Consider the following 5,522-nt stretch of genomic DNA (forward strand, 5'->3'; position numbering starts at 1 on the left):
AGCGCATTTCTCCCCCAAATGAATCCTTTACTTGAACATACCAGCCATGTTTAGTCGACCGTTCGAGATTTTTCCACTTTACTTCCACAATGGAACCATCCTTGGTGTTTTTAACTTCACCGATCGGATCATTCGTGAACACTTCTGCCTTGAACATATCTGTAGCGACGACTTTCTCTTTCGGCGTCAAATCTGTTTCGATTGTGAATTCATCTTTTCCGGGATAGTCTACTGGATTGTAGTAGTTATACTGATCCAGATATGGTGAGTATGTTTGCATTTGGATTGTGTTATCAACCGGCTTTACTTTCATGAGACGCAGGAAGCCTTGCCCACCTTCTGGTCCCCCTTGATAGTCGGCCAACATTTGGTACACTTTCCGATCGGGTGTTCCGTCCATGTCATCGTCGATTTCGTCAACCAGTGTTTCAGCATCATGGTAATGACCTGACAGGACCGCAGTTACATTTTTATTCGTCGTGACGACTTCCTTGAATATTTTTTCGCCGATTGGACTTCTGTTACCAGATACCAACAAGTATTCATGCAAGGAAAGAATGGCTTTCTTTTCAGGATATTTGGCGAGGATTTCATTCATCCATGCGATATCCTCTTCATTCACTCCCCAGCCCATATACACCATGATGAAATCATTACCATTTGAACTGATTAGATCATAATGCCCACGGTTGTCTTTATACGATTCGCCATAATAATCCTTCTCGATAAACCGTTCTTCCCCAAAATATTTACCGTATTCATCATAATCCCCTGTTTTGTGGCCGACATCATGATTTCCTGCCAATACACCGTAAGGAATGGCTGCATTGTCAAGCGTCCCCATGAATGTATCGGCACGTTCCCATTGAACCGGTTGATCGGCTTTATCGACTAAATCGCCTGTATGGAAAACGTATTTCAAGTTCAGGTTTTCTTTCTCTTCAGCAATCCACGTCGTCATTCTATCGAAGATATGTGGGTAACTTTCGGAATAATATTGTGTATCCGACATCCAGATGAATGAGTAGTCGAATTCCGTCGTGGACGCAATTTCATCCTGTACCATCACTTGCACTTTTCCGTCCTTGACAAACTCTTTTCCGATGACAGATCCATGTAAAGTGAAGTTCTGATCGTCTTTTGCCACTTTCCATTCCTGTAGTTCCCATAAAGCATTTACATAATTCCATACGTACATGGATACTTTACGACCGATCAAAGATTTCCCTTCCCAGTTCAGAGCAATTTCGTCATCTTCACCGATTTCTTCCCCGACTGCTACTTCAAATCGATGATACGGGAATTTATCCAGAGAAGTGGTTTCAATGTATTCACCGTCCACTTTAGCCATTTTGGCTTTTTCAGTGACAATCGATTCCCCTGCAGGAATCAGCTCTTTTGGCGGTTCCCGGTCTGCGCTATTTTCAAATACCGTGATTTCTTCAGCATCCGCTTCATACTTATGTCCTTCATAGAAAGAAACATTCAAGTCGTCTTTGCTTGGATCCGTCACTTTCACTTGCAGTTTCGTCTCATTTGGATTAACGTTTTCCGAACCATCTACTGGTGAAATGATTTGTGGTGAGTATGGTTTTTCTTCCAATACGGTAAAGTGAATTTCTTTTTGGACTTCATTCATGGCAACATCTTTTGCCGTGAATGATACCGTGTGTTCACCTGGAGTCAATTTTGCGGAAGACGTTTCAAAAGGCAATGTGATTTCCTCCCCATCCAGCAACGCGGTCAGGCTTTCCACTGAAGAGTATTTATCCTCAACCTCTGCTTGAATCGTAAAGGCTCCCTTGTACTCTTTTCCTTCTTCAATAGAAGGGGTGATAATTGGCGCACTGTTATCGACAATGACTTCCGCTTTTGTATGTTCTGTATCCAGCGCTTCAACCATATGTGTTCCTTCATTTACTGCCGTCGTATCCCATGTGAACGCTTTGGCGGTAAATTTCTCATCCGGCAAACGGAAGCTGAAATCGATTACCGGCTTGGCACTTGCGCCGTCTCCGACAGAAAGCTCTTTTTCGATATCATTGTATAGTGAATCGTAAAGAGTGGTGCCATCCGCCAATACCAGCCGTACATTCTTGACATAGAAATCATCGCGATTTTCTTCAGAATCCGTATCGAAAGGCGATACTTTTGTACCTGCACGAATCGATATTTTTGTATCGAGCCCTTGTGTGAATTTATCCGGGTCCACAGGTATGGTCATGGTCGTATAGGTGTTGATTGTGTCATCAAAAATGTGGAGTGTTTCATCTCCGATCGTGACACCGTTTTTAAAGTAAAGATTGACATTTTTCGCATCAAAGGCGAAATAGGCCTGTGTTGGAAGCGATGGTTTTGTTTCGCTCGAAACGTCCTTTTGATCGACCAATAGTCTAGAATCCTTGCCATAGGCTTTCAACAAGACCGTTTTACTTAAATAGGATCCATCCTCCACATTCAATCCTGTCATGTCCGAGTCGTCAGACAAAATATCGATTTTTTTAACATCCGATGTGACTTCATTCGCACCATCGGACACTTGAACGTAATAACTCAAGTTCTCCTTTCCAAGTAGATCCGGTGAAGAAATCCTATGTGTATAAATGGTAGAATCATAGGTTTTTGTTAAATCGACCATACGGTATTCATCGGTTTCATTTGTTTTGTAGAAAAGACGCACAGTTTTAACTACCGCCTCATCCGTTACATCGAATGAGAGATCCAGATTTTCGTGTCCTGACGTCGGGATGGCTTCCGTTAAATCGGTAATTGACGGTGCCACTTGATCCACAGGAACTGTTACCTTAACCTTTGGTGTCTGAATCGGAGACAGGCTTCCTGGTGTTGCATTTTCCATGCCATTGCTGTATTTTATCATGACATTCGATTTCCCATCTGAAGGGAACGTGTATAAAATGCCTTTGTTGGCAATCGTATCATCTACATCCGGTTGGTCGTAATAATAAGCAGCTGAAATATCGATACCTGTATTTGTTGCAATGGATAGACCGCGATGACTCGAGTTGGCCATTCCACCCGATTGAATTTCCGTGATGTCTACATTTTCAGTCAAATCCACGTTATAGAATTGGTTGAAATCAGCCACAGTCTTTGATTGATTATCCGCATTTTTGATCCAATAAACGATGGTTTTTCCGCTAGGCAGGATGATATCCTCTTTATCCGCTTTCCATATCAAGTCAGCTTCCGGTCCTTCAGCCGGGTAACGGTAGCGAATCTTGTAATCTTTCAAGTTTATAGCTTCTGTAGAGTTGTTAAATACTTCAATAAATTCATAGCCATCCAGGGATCCGATATTCGTCGAGTCAGGAACAAGTTCTGTCACGAGAAGGGCAGGAACATTTTGTGGATCATAATCCATTTCTTCAATCTCCACTTCGTATTCATCTGTCATGGCTGTATTTTGTCCATCAAATGCTTCAATGCGGTAGGTTACTTTTTTTGTCAGTAATTCCACTTTGTCAATTTGGGCCTCAAACGTATTTTCTTCTGCAGAAGCAATCATTTCTTTTTGAAGCCAGCTGCCGTCTTCCGTTAGTTTGTAGAACAACTTCACTTTTTCGAGTCTTGTTTCATCCGTCACCACGGACTTAATGTTGAAATTTTCACCGGCCATTACTTTTTCGATTGCTTGATGTGCAATGACAGGCGCTTCCTTATCTTCGACAATTGGTTCAGCAGGGACTTGTCCTGTAATCAACCCACCAGGTGTCGGTGCTTCAGAAGATGTAAGGATGTCCATCGTTTTCCCGTCTTCACCAGCTTTGTATTGAATGCCCTTATTTACAACGACATTATCTTTAACATACTTAGCTGACGTTAAAATATTATTGGACGTATCCGCAACCGATAACGTTCGCTCGGCAGTGTTTGCCATTCCATCCGACTCTATGTATGTAAATTGGTTATCCGTTAGCTGGGTATTAAATTCAGTATTAAAATCTGCAAGTGCCAGATTCGTATTTTCTTTATTTTTGACCCACACAACGAGAGTCTCTCCTGGAGCGATCGCTTTGTCTTCTTTAAAAGTCCAATCTATCATTCTTCCATCAGGATATCCGTAAACCAACTTGTAATTCTTCAAATCAACCGTTTGAGTGCTATTGTTATACAGTTCGATAAACTCAAAAGCATCCGTTGACGAACCCGCCACATTATTGCTGTTAGGCAACAGTTCCGTAATAAGGATTGGAGAAATTGTTGCAGCCTCCACATGTGTTTGACCATTCAGTAATAACCCGGTTGGCGAATTGATCAACGTGGAAAACGTTAAACTACTCATCAAAGCAATAGGTATCAGAAATTTCTTATTCATTAATCATAATTCCTCCCAAGTTAAATTATTCCTTCATTAATAGCATACGGGAGAAATTGTTGAGTATTATGAAGTAAATGTTAAAGTTATGTAAATCGAAGAATTTTAATAGATTTGTGGGTGACACCTTCCCTTTTTTTGTACCTGTTCATTTTCCAGCGCTCCTAACGCTCTTGTATGAATATCGTTGATGGTGCCTCTTATTGCAAGGATATATAAAAACCACTTCTTAAAGTGAAAGAAGTGGTTTCTATAATAAATCTCTAAATATAAGATCCGAAGATACAGGATTATTCTAGTTCTCTAAACCAAACAGATAATTGTCCAATATGATAAAGGGAGTGTCAATTCTCATGAGGAAAACTCCTTTCAAGGTATTCTCATGTAACCATACATCTTGAAGTTAAATGGCATATTGTATATTATTGCAGTTATCATGATGTGATTGTTTCAAAGATTACGCATAGCCCTATCACTGTTCAGCTGCAAAGTTTGGATGGGGATTATTTGGGGAGTGTTGTTATTGGATTCACTGAGGACATAAGGCAGATGTTAAAACCACTGTCCCCCCCTTTTCCTGTCCATGTTAAATCACGAGGTTGGACGAGCGGAGGTAAATTAAGGTTGCCACAGATAGTAGAAATTAAATAAAATCTGCCGTTCAATAGTTTTTACGCTAGTTGTATGGCTTCACTGCATAATTTGGATGTTCAAAAGGTACCGATCGCAGTTGTTGGAAATCTTGAACGAAAAGGATGTGCTTATGATATACGCATCCTCTTGTTGTCGCGTGCAGTCAAGAATTGGATGTGTAAATCAATAGATATTATAAAGTACCGTAATCAAACGGTTTTAGGTTTTTTGTTCTTATCATTCGCCCCTCCTAAGCACCGCTCCGTACATTGCACGAGTACTTCCTCCATCATATGAATGGTTGATTAGTTGACGGCCATTAATTAAACCAGTTCGGCCGCTGGCACTTTCCACTATTTTTTCGAAAAGGCGCACAACTTCAAACTCTCTAATTGTTAATTCAGCAATTCTTCTGTCACGTTCTTCGATGGATCCGCTAGTTATGGTTGTTTGGAAATAAGGTTGTGTTTTCATTGGTTTCACCCTTTCATGGTTAAATAAAACAGGTAGAGAATTCTCTACCTAGCTTTCCTAATATTAAATTATTTATTTT

The 5,522-nt window shown here is 40.7% G+C and carries 2 protein-coding genes; both read right to left on the minus strand.

Translation table 11 applies throughout. From position 1 onward, the window contains the following. Window positions 1-4,336 (minus strand): lamin tail domain-containing protein (locus AC25Y5_RS18770; RefSeq protein WP_488141624.1); only part of this gene is annotated, 4,336 nt, incomplete at its 3' end. Between the two features lie 870 nt (window positions 4,337-5,206). Next, complete coding sequence (locus AC25Y5_RS18775) at window positions 5,207-5,443, minus strand: hypothetical protein (RefSeq protein WP_488141625.1); 237 nt, start codon at window positions 5,441-5,443, stop codon at window positions 5,207-5,209. Window positions 5,444-5,522: the final 79 nt, after the last annotated feature.

The sequence above is a fragment of the Sporosarcina sp. Y1011 genome, assembly GCF_057669885.1.

Coding starts and splice junctions, on each gene's coding strand:
- AC25Y5_RS18775 (WP_488141625.1), bottom strand. CDS start 5,443: ATGAAAACACAACCTTATTTCCAAACAACCATAACTAGCGGATCCATC.